Source organism: Stenotrophomonas sp. 05L413, assembly GCF_056397945.1.
On sequence record NZ_JBFTOL010000002.1, the window covers coordinates 67,523 to 84,118 of the forward strand.

Here is a 16,596-nt window from a genome sequence, read left to right on the forward strand (position 1 = left end):
CGACGCCCCGCATCAGCTTTTCAGCCACCCCTGGCAGCCCGCACTGCCGTCGTCCGAGGTGGCCGCCTTTGCGCACGTTGCGGTCATCCGCGCCTGCAGCCGGCTGAGGCTCTCCGCGCCGTGATGCTCGCGGCTCCACGCCTGCAATGCGGTACCGAGCCGTTCGAAGCGCTGGCGGGTGCGCTGGTGGTAGCCGGCCGGCTGCACGGCGAGATCGGCGATCACCTCGCCCGTGGCGGTCTCGATCGCCGCCGCATCATCCGGGCTCAGGCGCAGCAGGCCCTCCACGTACAGCACGCCCCACTGCACGCGGGTGGCCGGCCCCTGTGCGCCCTGGTAGGCCTTGTGCAGCCAGGCGATGGCCGAAGCCTTGTCGCCGCGTTCTTCGGCAAGGTCGGCCAATTCAGGCATGTAGTAGTACGGCGTCTCACTCCGATCAAGCTCGGCGAGCAGCAGTTTCTCTGCCGCAGCGTCGTCGTTGATCTGGCGCAGCACGTACACCGCGGTGCTGATCGTCGCTTGGCGCTCGTGCGGCGTGGTCGCGGCCGCATCGGCGGCCGCGACGCGTTGCGTCGCCCTTGTCTTCAGCGCGGCCGGAATGGCCTGGTCGGGGTGCTGCTGGCGCTGCAGGGCGAGTTCGGTGATCACCGTGCCCAGCCGCGCATCGGCCTTGTCGCCGAGTGCGTGGTCGGCGGCATCCAGCGCCTTGAGCAGCTGCACTCCCAGCTGCTGCGCCTGTTCCGGCGTGGCACTGGCCAGCGCCACCAGGGCAGGGCCTTGGTAGCCGAGCAGGTCACGATTGGCCCGGACCTCCGCGGGTGCTGCAAGAACGGCATCGAGCAGGGTGCGGGTGCGGGTGCGTTGCGCCGGTGTGGGTGTCTTGTCCGGCTTGCCGGCGCCGAGCGCCAGTAACGCGAACCGCCGCTGCAGCGCAGGCTCGGGCGCCGCCTTGGCCAGTTGCTGCAGCAATGACGCTGCATCACGATCACCGGCGAGGCGATTGGCATCCACTTCCCAGCCGTAATCGCCGAGCACGCGCCAGTCGTCGGCGCTGACGTCCCCGGGTGTGCTCAGGGCGTGCTGCAGCACCTCGCTGACGGCCGTGCGGCGGCCGGCGGCCAGGGTGAGTGCGCGGGTCAGCGCTTCACTGTCGTTGCCACCGGCCAGGCGGGTGAGCTCGTTGCGCTCGGGGTCGAGCACGATCAGCGTCGGGTAGCCGCGCACGCCGAAGCGCTCGCCCCAGGCCTGCGCGCCTTCTTCGTCGCCATCCAGATAGACGGGCACGTACTGCCGGGTCAGCGCGATGAAGGCCGGATCCTTGAACAGCGTGGCCTTGAGCTGGTTGCAGGGCGGGCACCACACCGCGCCCCAGTACAGCAGCACCGGTTTGCCGCTGTCGCGCGCCTCGGCGAAGGCGTCGTCCACGTCGCCGTGGCGCCAGGCAATTTCCGCAGGCGCCTGCCCGGTCGCAGCAGGCGTGGCGGTGGCAGCGGGGGCGGGGGCAGGGGTGCAGGCAGGTAGCAGGGTGACCACACCCAGCAGACCAAGGGACAGAGCAAGGCGCATTGAGGAATCCAGAAGGGGAGGCAGGGCAGGAGGCGTGCCTGATTGTAGGAAGCGTGGGCAGCTCCGGCCGCATCCCCTTGATTCGGATTGCTCATGACGGCAGGCCTTGCCGTGATAAGGCGCGTGCAGCCAGCCTGCGCGCTTCGCCTGCGTAGCGTTGCCATGCCGCTCGCGCGGTGACGAATGTCATGGTTGGGTCGCACGCGATATCGCCATCGGCGAACACGACATAACGCCTGCGCATTTCTGCATTGGGGCAGGAGCGGGATTAATGAAATCGCTTCCCCCACTACCGATTGCCCCACGATGACAATAGCTCGTTCTTCCCTGCGCCCGCACCTGCTGGCAGTGGCGGTGTTGCTCGCCACCGCATCTCCCTTGGTACATGCACAGTCCACCACCGGCGCGATCGCCGGTCAGGCGCCTGCATCGGCGCAGCGCATGTTCGTTCGCAGCGACACCGGCCTTACCCGTGAAGTGACGGTGGACGCGCGCGGTCGTTACACCATCCCCCAGCTGCCGCTTGGTCGTTACTCGGTGGAGGCGCGTGATGCCGACGGCAACGTGCTGCAGACCCGGCAGAACGTCGCGCTCACCGTCGGCACCAGCACCGAGGTCTCCTTCGCCGAGGTCACCCGGCTGGATGGCGTCCAGGTCAGCGCCGACCGCGCCGCGGCGGCCATCGATGTCAGCAGCGTGGATTCGCGCACCGTGATCACGGCCGAGCAGCTGCAACGGCTGCCGCTGGGCCGCTCGGCCGAGGCCATTGCCCAGCTCGCGCCCGGCGTGATCGGCAACAGCGGCAACGGCACGTATGCCGGCCCGACCGGCGCCCAGCTGGTGAGCTTCGGCGGTTCGTCTGCCGCAGAGAACGCGTACTACATCAACGGCTTCAACAGCACCGACCCACTGCGCGGCCTGGGCGGCCTGACATTGCCCTACGGCAGCATCGACCAGCAGGAAATCTATACCGGCGGCTACAGCGCCAAGTACGGCCGCTCCGATGGCGGCGTGATCAATGCGGTCGGCAAGCGCGGCACCAACGCGTGGCACTTCGGTGGCCAGGCGACCTGGGAACCGGCGTCAGCGCGTTCGGACAAAGATGACGTGCGGTATCCGGGTGACGGTGCGCTGTATGCGCCGGAGAGCAAGGACCGCGAGTGGGTCAGCACGCAGAGCATCTACGCTGGAGGCCCGCTGATCGAAGACCGGCTGTTCTTCTTTGGCTCCTACGAGCTGGAGCGCCGCGAGGGCACCGACGTCAAGAATGTCGAGGCCACCAATGCGTATTCCAATTACGAGTACGAGCGCCCGCGCTGGTACGCCAAGGTGGATTGGAACATCACCGACAACCACCTGCTCGAAGTGACCGGCGCCTCCAGTCGCAACGTCTTCCGGGGCGACATCTTCGCCTACGACTACGACACGCTCACCCGTGGCGCCCAGCGCGGCAAGGAAGACACCACCAAAACAGGTGGCGACCTGTGGACGGCCAAGTACACCGGGTACCTCACCGATCGGCTCACTGTCAGCGCGCAGTACGGCGAAATGCGCACGGATGACTACATCGGCAACCCGGCCTACGACGGCAGCCTGACGTACATCAACAGCCCCACGCTGCAGAACCCGGCCCTGACCGGTGGTGTGCCGATCACCAATGCGCAGACCACCTCGCTGCTGGTCAACCCGGACCGGGGCAACCGCAGCAACAACCTGCGGCTGGATGCCAACTACGTGTGGGGCGACCACAGCATCACCGTCGGCATCGACAACCAGAACGCCCGTGCCTTGAACCGTGGCTCGGTCGCCTCGGCCGATGGCTACTACTGGATCTACGGGCAGTCCAACCCGAACGTGCCGATCAACACCGGCCTGGGCGTGCCGGCCACCGGCGGCATCCGCAATGGCGAAGACGGCTACTACGTGCGGCAGTACATCTACAGTGCGCTGGCCTCGGTGCGTGCGTCGCAGCGGGCGCAGTACATCGAAGACAACTGGCAGGTGACCGATCGCCTGCTGCTCAACCTCGGCCTGCGCCTGGATCAGTTCACCAACTTCAACCGCGATGGCGATGCCTACATCAAGCAGACCAGCGGTCAGTGGGCGCCACGTCTTGGGTTCAGCTGGGACGTCGATGGCGATGGGCGGTTCAAGGTGTTCGGCAACGTGGGGCGCTACTACCTCGCACTGCCGCTGAACCCGGCCTTCAATGCGGCGGGTGCGACGCTTGCCACCTCGACGTACGACACCTACGGCGGCATCGACAGCAACGGCTACCCGACCGACCTCACCCAGTTCTCCGGCGCGGTGTCGGCCAACAACAACTACGGCCTGCTGCCGGATGCGAAGACGGTGGCGACCTCCGGCATCGAGCCGTCCTACCAGGACGAGTTCATCCTCGGCTTCAGCAAGGCACTGGGCCAGAACTGGGTGTACGGGGCCAAGGCGACCTACCGCGTGCTGCGCAGCGGCGTGGACGACTACTGCGATATCGATGCGGTGCTCGGCAAGGCCAGCAGCCTGGGCTACAACGTGACCAAGGACAGCAACCCGGTCAGCTGCTGGCTGATCAACCCCGGGCGCGCCAACACCTTCAATCTGGTCGACACCGGCGGCAATTACGTGACCGTCCCGCTGAGCAACGCGGAAATGGGCTTCCCGCAGTTCAAGCGTAACTACTACGCGGTGAACCTCTCGCTGGAGCATCCGTTTGATGGCCGCTGGTATGCCCGCGGCGACTACACCTGGTCGCGCAGCTACGGCACCACCGAAGGGCAGCTGCTCTCCGGCATCGGCCAGACCGCCGTGTCGACGACCCAGGCGTGGGATTACGCCCAGCTGATGGAGCACACCAACGGACCGCAGAGCAACGATCACACCCATCAGTTCAAGCTGCACGGCTATTACCAGCTGACGCCGGAGTGGCTGGTCTCGGCCAATCTCAAGGTGCTCTCCGGCTCTCCGTTCAGTGCGCTGGGCTCGTATGGGCCGGACTTCGAAGACCCTTCCGGCTATGGCATCGCGTATCACTTCTACAACGGGCAGCCGGCGCCTCCGGGCAGCCAGGGGCGCCTGCCGTGGCTGAAGCAGCTGGACCTGGGCGTGTCCTACCGCCCCGCGGTGGCCGAGGGGCGGCTGGGCTTCAATCTGGACGTCTTCAACGTGTTCAACAGTCAGGTGGCGCTGTGGGAGTCGCCGTACTCCGAGCTGGATCCGGGCCAGCCCGATCCGCTGTATGGCGCAGCGACCATCAGGCAGGCGCCGCGATCGCTGCGGGTCAGCGTGAGCTATGACTACTGAGGGAGGAGGGCGGGGCGGGCTGGGGAGGGAACCCCTGCCTGCTTGCGTTGGCGTGGGCGCGTTTCACGGAGAACGTGGCGCGCCGTTAACGGTGGGCGATGCAGTCTGGGGCCATTGCCAGTGGAGCCTCTCATGCAGAACCAGATCCGAATCAAGGCAGGGTTGGCCGCGGTCGGTTTGACGATGCTGCTCTGCGCCTGTTCGCCGCAGGGTCAGGGCGATGCCGCCCCGATCGTGTCGCCCAACGGCGCGGACCCGGGGGCAGCGAAGGCGGCTGATCCCGGGCCGGCGTCAACCACGGCCGTACACCCGTCCCCCATGTATCAGGAAGGGGCGTCAGGCATCGCGGTTGGCCCGGTTGCAGGGGTGCGGGTGGAGCACGACTTCCAGCGCGCGTACCTGGCGTCGCCCACATGGAAGCTGTTTGCTTCGCCGGACAGCGTGGGCACACCGCTGGTGGCGCTGGTGCTGGAGGGTTCGGATCGTGTTACTGCCGGGGAGTTGCGGATCGGGCGCAGCGACAACGTCGCATCGGTCCGCACCTGCCTGGATACGCCAGCAGAAGCGAGCGGTCCTGCCGCCTCGGCACCGGTGGATATCGGCGGCGTCCCGTTCACGCACTTCACCGTGGGTGATGCGGCGATGAGCCACTACGTCAACGCGGAGAGCTATCGGGCGGTACGCGATGGCAGTTGCTATGCCATCGACCTCGTCGTGGCCGGGACCCGACCCGAGGTATACGATCCGCCGAAGGTGCCGCCGTTTACGCAGGCGGACGCGGCGTCACGCTTGGCCGAGGCGTTGAAGGCGGTGTACTGGGTACGTTGACAGCTCAATTGGCGGCTATCGGGATGGAGACGTACCGCAATAGGGTGGAGCATCCCGCGCTATGATCTGGCCTTGGCATGGATGGCTCGGTAGATCAGCAATGGACGCGATGATGGAACCGGCGGCAGACCCTGCAGCAGAAGATACGGATGCCGAGCGGGAGCTCAGCTTTTCATGGCTGCACCAGAAGGTTGCTGCCTACGTGGCGCATAGCCTGTACCCGAAGCCTTCTCGGGTGGAACGTGCGTCGTTATGGATCGCAGTGGGTGCTGCCGGCATTGGCTTGCTCGTCGGCGCACTGCACCCACGACTGCTTGCTGTACAGACTGCATCAACCGCCTTGACCGCTTGCGTGGTCGTGGAACTGGCTGGATTTGCGGTCCATCTCTTTCTGCTGGCAAAGCGAGAACTACCTCAGCTTCTCAAGCCGCGATTGACGCATGCCGCGGAAATGGATTTCGATTTTGCTTACTGGCGGCAGCTGGTTGCTGAAATCCGAGGATTTCCGCGTAGCCAAAGTGAGGAGATGCTGAGATTCGCGGGTGCGCTGAGAGATCGCATGAATGAGCGAATGGGACTTGTGTACGGAGGATTCCAACGACTGGGAGTATTTCCGGTGCTGGTTGCACTGTATCTGCAGTTCCGTAACTGGGTGTGGGGTGATTGGGCATCAGCGTTCGATGTGAACCTGGTTGCCGGGCTTCTCATCTGGATGATGGTGCTTATGTATGCGGCGGGTTGGCTTCTGATCGGGCTGCGCGTCCGAGTCGAGACGTATGTCAATCTGCTCGAATCGGCCCTTCAGGGCGAACACGCCCTCGGACAGTAGCAAGACACCCTTCGACCACCATCTTCTTTCCAGGGAAAGCTGGCCCCGGTGCATGCAATGTCGTTGCTGCTGGGCGCCTAAGCCAGTACTGGCCATCACTCTTCTTGCTTCCCCGGCTGCACGCTGTCATCACGCGCGTGCCCCGGCGGCAGCTCAAGCCCATGCTCCTTGAGCATGGCCTGGATGCACGCGTGCGCATGGTCCCTTTCCGTGTGCACGCATTGGTCCAGAATCTCTGCCGCCAGTACGTCGAACTGCGGCCAGAACTGCGCCGGATGGCGCACGCGCGCCACCCAGTGGGCCAGCATGTCGGCCAGCGCATCGAGCTGCAGCTGTATGTCGGGACGCACGTTCATCCCGGCGGTGCATCCAGATCAAGCGCGACACGGTAGTAATGGCCGTCGTCGCGGAGCAGGACGCTGAGGTCCGGCTGCAGGACGTCATCCACATGCAGTGTCGGCTGACCCTGCGCCGTGCGGGTCACGACGAACTCATACAGGCTGCGCCCGAAGCGGTAGCTCAATTCGAATGACGGCCAGTGATCGGGCAGGCACGGTTCAAGTGACAGACGATCGCCGTCGCGACGGATGCCGAGCAGGGATTCCACCAGCAGGCGATACATCCAGCCGGCCGAGCCGGTGTACCACGTCCAGCCGCCGCGCCCGACGTGCGGCGACACCGCGTAGACATCGGCCGCCAACACATAGGGTTCGACGCGGTAGGTCTGGACCGCCTCCGGGTCCAGCGCGTGGTTGAGGGGGTTGATCATGCCGGCCAGCTCCCAGGCACGCACCGCATCTCCCTGTTGTGCGAATGCCATCGCCGCCCACACCGCCGCGTGGGTGTACTGGCCGCCGTTCTCACGCACGCCTGGGACGTAACCCCGAATGTAACCGGGGTCCTCCGTGGTCTGGTCGAACGGCGGGTCGAGGAGCTGGATCAGCTTGGCGTCCTTTCGCACCAGATGCGTGTACAGCGAATCCAGTGCCTGGGTGGCGCGCTCCGGTGCGGCCACGCCTGACAGCACCGACCAGCTCTGGGAGATCGAATCGATGCGGCACTCCTGATTCTGTGACGAGCCCAACATGGCGCCGTTGTCGAACCAGGCACGGCGATACCACGCGCCGTCCCAAGCATGCTGTTCGAGGTTCTGACGCAGGCGTTGGGCCTGTTCTTCGCACCATTGCGCACGGGCGGCATCGCCGCGCGCATTGGCCAGCCCGACGAACCGGCGAAGCGTGTCATGCAGGAAGAACCCGAGCCACACACTTTCACCGCGCTGCTGGTCGCCGACGCGGTTCATGCCATCGTTCCAATCGCCGCTCCCCATCAACGGAAGCCCACGCTCGCCGAGCAACCGGCACCCGCGTTCCAGCGCGACGACGCAGTGCGTATACAGTGTCCCGCGCTGTGCCGAAAGGGTGGGCATGTCGTAGTAGCCTTCCTCTTCCGGGGTCACCGCGCGCCCCTCGATGAAGCCAACCACTTCGTCCAGCACGCTGGCGTCGCCGGTGACCTCCAGGTAGCGGCATGCGCCCTGTGGCAACCACAGATAATCGTCCGAGCAGCGGGTGCGCACGCCGCGACCTTGCGGCGGGTGCCACCAGTGCATCACATCGCCTTCGGTGAACTGGTGTGCCGCGCAGAGCAGCAGGTGTTCGCGGGTCAGGTCCGGGCGCGCGTGTACAAGAGCAAGTGCGTCCTGCAGCTGGTCGCGGAAGCCGAACGCGCCGCCTGACTGGTAGTAGCCACTGCGCGCCAGGTAACGGCAGCCCAGGGTCTGGTAGACCAGCCACCCATTGGCCAGTGCGTCGAACGCCGGGTCCGGCGTGCGTACCTGCACCGTGGCCAGCACATTGCGCCAGTGGATGCGCACGGCGTCCAGCGCATCAATGGCTTCCTGATTGCCTTGGCGGCTTCGGGCCAACGCCAGCGTTTCCTCGCGGTCGCGCCCCGCGCCCAGGCGGAACGTGGTTTCACTGCGGTCGCCCGGCGCCAGCTCCAGCGGCACCTGGATCGCCGCGCAGGGATCCAGGCCTGCACCCGCCCGCGAATCCAGACGTTCGCGACGCAACGCGGCCGGTGCGTGCAGGCCGCCGTTGCGGCCGATGAACTCCAGGCGATCGCAGGTCCAGCCGCAGCCCTCGGCATCGGTGTCGAAGAAGGCAATCCGGCCGCCGAACTCGGTGCTGTAACTGTTGCGCGCCATCAGCGCCCCGGTCTGCGGGTCGCGTTCGGTGACCACGTGCATGCGCGATTTCGGGCGCAGGTCACCCATGACCCACTCAACGTAGCCGATGGCCGACAGCCGCCGCGGCCTGCCCGAGAGGTTGTGCAAGCGCAGGACCGAGAACTTCAGCGGGGCGGTGACGTCGACGAAGACCCACAACTCGCTGACGATACCGTCCTCGATATGCTCATAGACGGTGTAGCCGAATCCATGGCGCGTCCGGTACGCGCCGGTGCCCCGGCACGGCAGCGGCATCGGCGACCAGACACGGCCGGTGTCCTCGTCGCGCACGTAGAAGGCTTCGCCACCCGTATCAGACACCGGATCGTTGAGCCAGGGCGTCAAGCGGAATTCGTGTGCATTCTCGAACCACGTATAGCCCGGTGCACTTTCGCTGACGACCGTGCCCAGGCGGGCGTTCGCGATCACGTTCGCCCAAGGCGCCGGGGTCGGGGCACCTTCGCGCACCACGACTACGTACTCGCGGCCGTCCTCGCTGAAACTGCCGGTGCCGTTGTCGAAACGGCCCGCGCCGCGGTACGGAAGGAACGGCCACGGGTCGTCCACCTCTTCGTCGTGCTCGGCACCCGGCGGCAGCCCGGGTTCGGCGCCCGGGTCGGCGACGACGGGAAGCCCTGGCGTCTGTTCCATCGACAGTGCCAGGTCCTGTTGCTCCGCCTGCGGCACCAGGGCCGGAATGCGTCGCACGGGCAGCGGCTGGCGCCCCACCTGGGCGGCCAGCGTGCCGTCCTCGTCGCTGAGCACTACCCGTGCCACCGCCTGCAAGAGAATGCGGTCCTCGTGGCTCATGTTCTGCACCGGCCGCACGAAGATGCCGCCGGGGCGATCCAGCAGGCCGGTCTCCGAACTGGCGGCCACCATCCCCAGAATCTGGTCCTGCAGTTCCTGCCGATAGCCTGCCTTGCTGTCGTTCCAGATGACCAGGTCGGTGTTGAGTCCTTTCTGGCGCCAATACGCATGCGCCTGCACCAGCTGCCTGACCAGTTCTATGTTCTCTGCGTCGGTGACTTTGAGCAGGACGATGGGCAGGTCGCCCGAGATGGCATGGCCCCACAGCCCGGATTGTCCGCGCTGGTTCTGCTGCAGGACGGCGTCGCCCGCGCGCAGCAGCGGATTGGCATACAGCACGTGGCTGGCCAGGCGCTCGTACAACGAGGCCTCGGCCTGGCTGGCGTTGATCTGCCGGCGCACTACCTGGCTGTGTGTCCAGGACAGGTCGAAGACACGGTCCGCCAGGCGGCGATCACGGTACTTGTCGACCATCGCCTCGCACCCGGGGCGGTCGGCACCGATGCCATACACCATGTCCAGCTGCACGGTCTGCTCGGGCTCCAGCACCACCCGCACGCGGATGGCCACGATCGGGTCGAGCACCGAGCCGTCCGTGCCGGAGAGGTCGATATCGGTGGTCAACGCCTGCGGCGTCCGCGGCGTGTTGCCACGGCCCAGGAAGCGCGCACGGTCGGTTTCGTAGGAGATCGACACGACCTCGGCGTCATGCACCGCGACCAGATGGAACATCCACGGTGGCACTTCGTCGTGCGAACGTGGCCGGCGCGTGCAGAGCACGGCCTGCTTGGCTGCCAGGATCTCGCTCTGCACGAAGAGGTTGCTGAAGGCCGGGTGCGCATCGTCGGAGGCTGCGGGCGCCAGCACCACTTCGGCATAGGTGGTGATCTCCACCGTGCGCTGGCGACGGCCGCGGTTGGTCAGGCGCAGGCGCCTGAGCTCGATGTCGTCCTCGGCGGAAATGGCGACCTGCAGATGACTCTCGCAGCCGCGGCGGGCACCACGGAACTCTGCCTTGGCGTCGGAGAAGATCGCCTCGTAATGGTCCAGCGGCACGCAGGTGGGCTGGTAGGCGGCAGACCAGAACTCGCCGCTGTCCACGTCGCGCAGGTAGCAGAACGTGCCCCAGGCATCGGTGGTGCCGTCTTCGCGCCAGCGGGTGAGTGACAGGTCGCCGTGGCGGCTGTACCCGCCGCCGGCATGGGTCAGCATCCCGTGGTAGCGCCCATTGGAGAGCAACTGCACTTCCGGGCGCGGGCCAGCCGGGTCGCGCAGGACGCGCAGGGAGGTCTCGTGCTCGGCCATGGCCGAGTGCTCGCCCAGGGCTTCGACCTCATGCGGATGGAACACGCCGATGCGCGGGATGCGTTCCTGCAGCAGCAGCAAGGTGGCCTGGAACTCGGTATCGGCAACGAAACGGCGCTGCATCGGCTGGTCGCGCAACAGGTAATCCAGCGACAGCAGGCCCATACCCTGGTGGTGGGCCATGAACGAGCGCAGCAGCACGTGATCCTGCCCCGGCGGTAGCCGGGCGGGGGTGTAGTCGATCGCTTCGTACATGCCAAAGCGCCCGGAGAACCCCAACCCTTCGAGTGCCTGGAGGTTCTGGCACGCCGCCTCTGGCGCCACCATCAGCGCCATCATGCTGGCATAGGGCGCGATGACCCGATCCTGACCGAGGCCGCGCTTGAGCCCCAACCCGGGCACGCCGAACGCGCGGTACTGGTAGTTCAGGCGGGCATCGACCGCGTTATAGCCGGACTCGGACACGCCCCACGGCAGGTTCAAGGTACGGCCGTAGACGATCTGTGCCTCGACCGCATGCCGCGCAGTCTGGTCGAGCAGCGTATCCGGATAGCTGGGCATCACCAGCTGCGGCATGAGGTACTCGAACATCGAGCCACTCCACGACAACAGCGTCGGGGTGCCGTTGACCTCGGTGAGCATCCGCCCGAGCGCGAACCAGCTCTCCTGTGACAACTGGCCCTGGGCGATGGCGACGAAGGCGCACAGCCGCGCTTCGGACGCCAGCAAGTCGTAGAAGCTGTTGTCGAGGCGATGGTCGTCGACGTTGTAGCCGATCGAGAGCAGGTTGCGGGTGCGGTAGAACAGGAACCCGTACTCCATCAGCGAGAACTGCCCGGCGCGGTGCGCCAGCGCCTGCAGCTGCTCGATGCGCGCGCGCGCGTCCGCACCGGCGGAACCGGGCAGGGCGGCCAGCTGGCGCAGGCTGGGCACCGGCGCCTCATCGTCCGCGCCGGCATCGGCCGGGAGGTTGGCAAGTGTTGCGTGGGCGGCATGGCATTCGGCAGCGAACAGGGCCGGCCAGTGCAGCGCACCTTCCTCGGGCGACTCCGGTGCCGGCCATTGCGCCAGTACGGCGTCGGCCAGACCGGCCAGCTCCTGCAACCGGGCGAGCAGCTGCGCCGTGCCACGGGGTGGATCGGTACGCGTTGAGGCCAGGCGCTGGCGAAGGTGGTTGAGTGCCTCGTCCAGTGGCGCGTCAGCAGGGCGATAGCGCTGCCGTTCTTCTTCCAGCACGCCGAGCGTATCGGCCAGGCCGTCGAAGGTATGTGGCGCCAGCACTGGCGCATCCACCAGCGCGAGGAGGCCTTGGCGCAGCGTCAGCAGGTGGCCGGCCAGGTTGCCGCTGTCCACGGTGGAGACATAGCGCGGCTGCAGCGGCGCCAGGGTTTCGGTGTCGTACCAGTTCAGGAAGTGGCCGCGGTGTCGCGGCAGCTGGTCCAGCGTATCGAACGTGAGCGCGGTACGTTCCGCGACTGCGCCCTGCTGCAGCCAGCCGAAATCCCACGCAGACAGATTGGCCAGCAGCGACAGGCCGATGTTGGTCGGCGAGGTGCGCCGCGCCACCACCAGGGTTGGATGCTCCTGGATGTTATCTGGCGGCAGCCAATGATCCTGCTCGCGCACCCACGCCTGGAAGAACGACCAGGTGCGCCGCGCCAGCCGGCCCAGGAATGCCCGCTGTGTCACGGAAAGTTCGGCCACGCTTGCGGCCGGCGGCCGGCGGCCGGCCCAGCCACGCCATCAAGGCGGGGGCGAAGACCCACGCCAACAGCAGGGGCAGGGCGACAGGCAGCGCCTGCGGAGCCACGCTGGCCACAACGGCCGCCAGCGCAATTGCCAGCAACGATGCCGGCGCCATCACCCGCCATTCCGCGCCGCGGTCGCTGCCGAGGCGGCGCTCGACTTCGCTGGAGGGGTTCCATTGCAGCAGGTGGCGGCGGGTGACGGTCATGCGCCAGAGCGTGCGCAGCACCGCCCCACCGGCCAGCAACGCTTCGTAGGGCAGACACGCGACCTGGGTGGCCGCGCGCAGCAACGACTGCAGCGTGCCGCGCCCGACCATGATGTAGTGCGCTTCCAGCGGGGTGTCGTCCGGAACGCTCAGCGCATCGCGCAGCATGCCGATCAACGGCGGCGCGAACCACAGTGCCAGCACCCATGCCGTCCACGCAGCCGGGCTTTCGGCATACAGCCAACCCGCCACCAGCAAGGCCAAGGCAGCGATCGGCACCAGGCTCCGGCGCAGGTTGTCCAGCAACTTGCCGCGCGACAGCAGGCTGAGCCGGTTGCGTTCCCAGCCCGATCCCGGGCGCGGTGTCCACGGCATCAACCAGGGCAGCAGCTGCCAGTCGCCGCGGATCCAACGCGCACGGCGCTTGGCATCGGCGGCGTAGCGTTCGGGATAGTCCTCGTACAGGCGCACATCGCTGACCAGGCCGGCACGTGCATAGCAGCCTTCCAGCAGATCATGGCTGAGGATACGGTTCTCGGGCAGACGGCCCTCAAGCGCATGCTCGAACGCTTCGACGTCATAGATGCCTTTACCCACGAACGAGCCTTCGTCGAACAGGTCCTGGTAGACATCCGAGACCATGCGCGAGTACGGATCGATGCCGGGCTCGCTGCCGAACATCCGGGCAAACCGCGAGGTCCGGCGCGTGCCGAGACTGGTGCCGACACTGGGCTGCAGGATGCCGTAGCCCTCCACCACGCGTTGCAGCGCCGGATCGAAGCGCGGGCGGTTGAGCGGGTGCGCCAGGGTGGCGACGAAGGCGCGTGCGGCATCCCGCGGAAGCTGCGTGTCCGAATCCAGGGTGATGACGTAGCGGACGCCGACCAAGGCGGCCGTGTCACCGACGGTGCGCATGAACGCGGCCGCATTGCCCTGGCGGAGCAGGGCATTGAGGGCTGCCAGCTTGCCGCGCTTGCGCTCGTGCCCCATCCACACCCCTTCACCCGGGTTCCATTGCCTGGGGCGGTGCAGCAGGTAGAAGCGATCGCCGCGCTCAGCCGCATAGCGACTGTTCAATTCCTCGATCCGCTCCACGGCGTGCGCGAGCAGGGTGTCGTCCGTCGGCGTCTCGGCTGCCGCGGCGTCGAGAAAGTCCGTCAGCAGCACGAAGCGCAGCTGGGGATCGCGGTTGGCCAGGAAGCGGACCTCCAGCGCTTCGGTCAGGACATCGATGCCGTCGATACTGGACAGCATCGAGGGGACTGCGACCACGGTGGAGCAGGCGGCCGGGATGCCTTCGCTGAAATCGAGCTTGGGCAGCGGCCTGGGCGTGACCAGTACCGTCGCCGTCCAGTTCACCAGGACGATGCCCAGCTCGCTGAACACCAGCAGCCCGAACAGCGCGGCCAGCCAGACGGGTACCGAGCCACTACCCGAGGCCAGCAGGCCAGCGGTGGCCACCACCGCCAGCAGGGCGATCGGCAGCAGGTACAGGGCGAGGGGCACGCGATGCGCCAGTCGCCTGGCCTTGCGGTGGCGCGGTGCCGCCTCGGCCACCGCGGCCACGGTGGCGTCCACGCCTTCGCCCACGAGCCAATAGCCCACGTGCGTACGTGGCCCATCAAGCGGCGCAGCCGCCCGCGCCAGATCCATCGCGATGGTCGCAACGCGTTCTTCCGCAACGCGGCTGCCGCGCGCGATCTTCTCCACGACATGGCGATAGGCGTCGCGGGTGCCGAAATCCATCTGCGGATAGACGGCCATCGGGTCTTCCCGCAGCCGCTGTTCGACCACACTCATGTCTTCGACAAAGGTGCGCCAATCCATGGTGGAGAGGAATCGCAGGCTGCCGATGCTGTTGCCGATGGAGACCTGATCGGCCGCCTGCTGCTGCCCCTCTGCGGCGACCAGTTCGTCGATGCGCTGCCCGGCCGCGGCGGCCCACTGTTCCAGCCAGGCGATGGGCATGGCCCACGCACCGCCGCGCCCCTGCAGCGACCGGGTCAGCTCGGCGATGAAAGCGCCGGTCAAGGGCGGCTCGGAGCGCGCCATGTCGGCCACCACGAGGACGACATCGGTCGGGGTGTCGGACGCCGCGCGGTTGAGGCTGTCCGCCCATTGGGCAGCCAGGTCACGGTCCGTCCCGTCGCGCATCACCCGCGCCGCCATGCGCCGCAGATTCTCCAGCAGGGCCAGGCGCAGCATGATCGGAACGGCCCACAGTTCGCCTAGGCTCAGCGGCGCCAGCGACTGGTACGAGGCGATGAAGCGGCCCAGCGTATCGCCGTCAATGCGGCCATCGCCATGCGCGATGGCCTGCATCGACAGCTCATACACGCGCGGCAACCCGGCCGAGGGGCCGGCCACCAGCGAAGGCAACTGCCGGCTGTAGCCGCGCGGCAGGTGGCGTCGCGCGGTCTGGATCTGTTCTTCGATCAGGTAGTAGTTGTCGAGCAGCCATTCCCCGGCCGGGGTCACCGGCCGCTGTTCGCGCACTACGTTGCTCAGCAGCGTGTTGGCATCTTCCAGGACACGTTCGTTGGCCTGCAGGCGATCGAGCAGGCGCTCTGCGCCAGGTCGCATCCTCACCCGGTGCTGGCGCGCGAGTGCGCGGCCGTACACCTCCATCTGTTCAACGCTGTACAGCGCGGCACGCAGGGGAACCTCGGTGGCTTCGATGGCCGGAACCGAGGCCTGGCGCTCCCGCCAACGCCAACGGACAAGACGACGCAGGCGGAGCCAACGACCAAAAAGACGACGAAAGTGGAGCATGGTTTACCGAGGGGGGCAGGTCGCGGCCTTCATAGTTGCATTCGGGGTGGCGTGGTAGTTGTGAAGGTCGGGGAGAGATCGAGCAGCCCGGGTGGCCGTGGCGCAACCTCAGGCCGTCGGTACAGTGCGGCCGTCAATCGTCAGCGGCCTCTAGGTTCGAGGGCAGGGCAGTGCCGACTACCCACCACAACGAGGGGCGTGAATGGGATTACGCTGTATCCAAGGACTTCAACTGGTCAGTCAACAGGCGAGTCAGACTACGGCGCGCAAAGTACCCCTGCAGCTGGCGTGCTTTGATGGTTCTTGCTCTCAGTCGAGCGTTGCCACCGGCGCGTTGCTCGATGCGGTAGCAGCGCGAAGCGCCACACAGCTCTGCCTGGCTCGCCGTGACCGTCACCACGGTGACTTCCAGACTGGTGAAGGCGTTCTCGGCGGCGATGTCGGGGTTCTCCATGCTGGCGCGCTCGATCAAGGTCCGGAATCGGCCCAGGTCTCGTTCGCCGCCGCTGCTGAGCGCACCCACGTTGGTCGCACGGCGGACATCGTCGTCGTCGCCGGGAATCGCTTGGCTCCAACGCTCTGTGCGTTCGGGAATGATCGCGCGGACCACCTTCCCAGTAGGCTCAATCAGGTCGATGACCACATCGAGCAGGTAGACCGGTTCAAGTCCCAGATTGGTCACGAAGCAGTGCGCATCCAGGTCCTTGCCCGCGCCCGACGTGATCAGGATGGAAGGACGCTGCTGGCGGCGGTAGCTGCGCAGGAAGAAATTCAGGTAGACGACCCAGATCAACGCCGTCACGCAGGTCATGGCTGCGGTTATCAGTGGGGCGAAATGAAGCAGGTTCTGAAGCACGTTGAGGCTGATCCGGTCGAGTCGACGCATGTAATCACGCTGATACTCATCATCGCCCTTGAACCGCTTGCGTCCTGTGAAGCGCCTGGCAGCAGCCTTGCAGCTCGGTTCGATGTGACCGGTCACGGCCGCGGGAGCTATGATGC

8 protein-coding genes are annotated in these 16,596 nt (G+C 66.7%); 3 read left to right on the forward strand and 5 right to left on the reverse strand.

From position 1 onward, the window contains the following. Positions 1-12: 12 nt before the first annotated feature. Positions 13-1,566 (reverse strand): thioredoxin family protein, encoded by a 1,554-nt coding sequence (locus tag AC1DIQ_RS05100; RefSeq protein ID WP_478049541.1) that lies wholly within the window; start codon positions 1,564-1,566, stop codon positions 13-15. A gap of 306 nt (positions 1,567-1,872) precedes the next feature. Here AC1DIQ_RS05100 and AC1DIQ_RS05105 point away from each other — a divergent pair, with 306 nt between their 5' ends. The 3 genes from AC1DIQ_RS05105 to AC1DIQ_RS05115 all read left to right on the forward strand — a co-directional run bounded on the left by AC1DIQ_RS05105 (position 1,873) and on the right by AC1DIQ_RS05115 (position 6,523). Then, a complete protein-coding gene (locus tag AC1DIQ_RS05105; protein ID WP_478049542.1) occupies positions 1,873-4,866 on the forward strand; it encodes a TonB-dependent receptor in 2,994 nt (997 codons plus the stop codon). Between the two features lie 132 nt (positions 4,867-4,998). Further along, positions 4,999-5,694 carry a hypothetical protein gene (locus AC1DIQ_RS05110; RefSeq protein WP_478049543.1) on the forward strand — a complete coding sequence of 232 codons (696 nt, stop codon included), beginning with the start codon at positions 4,999-5,001 and terminating at the stop codon, positions 5,692-5,694. Between the two features lie 100 nt (positions 5,695-5,794). Beyond that, positions 5,795-6,523, forward strand: coding sequence for a hypothetical protein (locus AC1DIQ_RS05115; RefSeq protein ID WP_478049544.1), 729 nt, complete (start codon positions 5,795-5,797; stop codon positions 6,521-6,523). A gap of 95 nt (positions 6,524-6,618) precedes the next feature. On the opposite strand, the gene AC1DIQ_RS05120 is transcribed toward AC1DIQ_RS05115, so the two are convergent. The 4 genes from AC1DIQ_RS05120 to AC1DIQ_RS05135 all read right to left on the reverse strand — a co-directional run bounded on the left by AC1DIQ_RS05120 (position 6,619) and on the right by AC1DIQ_RS05135 (position 16,576). After that, positions 6,619-6,879: a hypothetical protein gene (locus AC1DIQ_RS05120; RefSeq protein ID WP_478049545.1), complete on the reverse strand. Its 261-nt coding sequence runs from the start codon at positions 6,877-6,879 to the stop codon at positions 6,619-6,621. Further along, positions 6,876-12,572 carry a glycoside hydrolase family 94 protein gene (locus AC1DIQ_RS05125; protein WP_478049546.1) on the reverse strand — a complete coding sequence of 1,899 codons (5,697 nt, stop codon included), beginning with the start codon at positions 12,570-12,572 and terminating at the stop codon, positions 6,876-6,878. The genes AC1DIQ_RS05120 and AC1DIQ_RS05125 overlap by 4 nt, the downstream gene beginning before the upstream one ends. Continuing rightward, positions 12,460-15,594, reverse strand: a complete 3,135-nt coding sequence (locus AC1DIQ_RS05130; protein WP_478049547.1) for a hypothetical protein — start codon at positions 15,592-15,594, stop codon at positions 12,460-12,462. The genes AC1DIQ_RS05125 and AC1DIQ_RS05130 overlap by 113 nt, the downstream gene beginning before the upstream one ends. A 208-nt stretch (positions 15,595-15,802) precedes the next feature. Beyond that, positions 15,803-16,576, reverse strand: coding sequence for a hypothetical protein (locus AC1DIQ_RS05135; protein WP_152153206.1), 774 nt, complete (start codon positions 16,574-16,576; stop codon positions 15,803-15,805). Positions 16,577-16,596 lie beyond the last annotated feature (20 nt).